A 1264-nucleotide genomic window follows, 5' to 3' on the forward strand; every position below is an offset into this window, starting at 1 on the left:
TCGCCAAAGAAAAACCCGCCGGCTCGCGCCGACGGGTTTTTCTTTGGCGATCCCATCCCTTGCGGACCGCGCATCGAAACCCGTCCCCGTCATGCGCGGTTGGCTGATGAAGCCTGGACCAGACTCGGAGACCGACGTGCCGCGCTACTTCTTCGACACGCATGATGGCGCCTTCCATCGTGACGAAGACGGGACGGAATGCGCCGACCTGGATGCGGTCCGCCGGGAGGCGATGATCTTCCTGCCGGAAATTGCGCGCTGGGAGATCCCCAAGGACGGCAACCAGCGTGCCTTCACCGTCCTGTGTCCGCGATGAGAGCGGTGCCATCGTCTATACCGGCACGCTGACCTATGCGGGACTGACCTTGAACAACGAGGCGACGTAGCCTCGGCCGTCCTCGGCGTCGCAGCGGCGCGAGGCTTGCACCACCGGTCCCCGCCCCGCTTCGGAGACCGGCGCCCGGATGCCTCTCTTCCATTTCGCGCTGTGCCGGAACGGCCGGACCATCGGACCGACGGAGACGCGCGACTGCCCCGATTGCGGCATGGCCTTCCGCGCCGCCCGCGAGATGATCCGGGTCCTGCGCGAGGCCGATGCCCTGCCGGAGGGCGACCGCGAGCACACCCTGCGGGTCAGCTACGTCGATCACTCGACGCTGTTCGACCTGCCGTTGAACCTGAGGATCTGAGGCCGATCCCGCTCGATCGGCTCACCCCTTCCAGTTCTTCAGCGCGGCGAAGGGGCTGCCGGAGACATCCGGGGGCGGGGGGTTGAGCACCGGCTCGACCTGGGCGATCGCGTCCTCCCGTGAATGCGCGCTCCCGTTCGGCAGCTTGCCGCCGGCCGCGTCGCGGTGGCCGCCGCCGCGGAAGGCGCGGGCGCCGTCCAGCGCCGTGCCGTCGATGGAGCGGAACGAGAGCGTGCCCGCCCGCTGCACGTTGACGACCCGCTTGGCCCGGCCGGCCTCCATCACCTGGTCGGAGACCCGCTGGAAGGTGCCGGAATCGAGGCCGAAGGAGAGCAGCGTGCCGTCCGAGAGGGGGTGGAACAGCGCGTCCGAGCGGGCGAGCGCGCGGGCGAGCCGCTGGCGCGCGGTGAGCGTCGGGTCGTCGCCCGCTTCCCCGGCCAGCAGCCCGTCGACGAGGCCGGCGCGGAGTTCGCCCGAGCGGCGCTCCAGCTCGGCCGGGGTGGCGCCCGCCCGCAGCCGGCCGGCCGCCGCCATCAGCAGGTCGGAGACGAAGCGGTCGTGCCAGGGATGGCCCG

2 protein-coding genes and 1 pseudogene are annotated in these 1264 nt (G+C 71.0%); 2 read left to right on the forward strand and 1 reads right to left on the reverse strand.

The features are described from left to right. Both MFF42_RS26720 and MFF42_RS25540 read left to right on the forward strand, forming a co-directional pair. Positions 1 to 316 (forward strand): DUF6894 family protein (locus MFF42_RS26720; protein ID WP_444980426.1); only part of this gene is annotated, 316 nt, incomplete at its 5' end. A gap of 148 nt (positions 317 to 464) precedes the next feature. Continuing rightward, complete coding sequence (locus MFF42_RS25540; RefSeq protein WP_238258771.1) at positions 465 to 689, forward strand: hypothetical protein; 225 nt, start codon at positions 465 to 467, stop codon at positions 687 to 689. Positions 690 to 710: 21 nt separating this feature from the next. Here MFF42_RS25540 and MFF42_RS25545 read toward each other — a convergent pair. After that, positions 711 to 1264 (reverse strand): annotated as a pseudogene (locus MFF42_RS25545) (dimethylmenaquinone methyltransferase); the annotation flags it as partial.

Source organism: Methylorubrum podarium (assembly GCF_022179745.1).
GTDB classification, from domain to species: Bacteria; Pseudomonadota; Alphaproteobacteria; order Rhizobiales; family Beijerinckiaceae; genus Methylobacterium; species Methylobacterium podarium.

What these genes read in the sequence shown, in the direction of transcription:
- MFF42_RS25540 (WP_238258771.1), top strand. Translation starts at nt 465, where the DNA reads ATGCCTCTCTTCCATTTCGCGCTGTGCCGGAACGGCCGGACCATCGGA.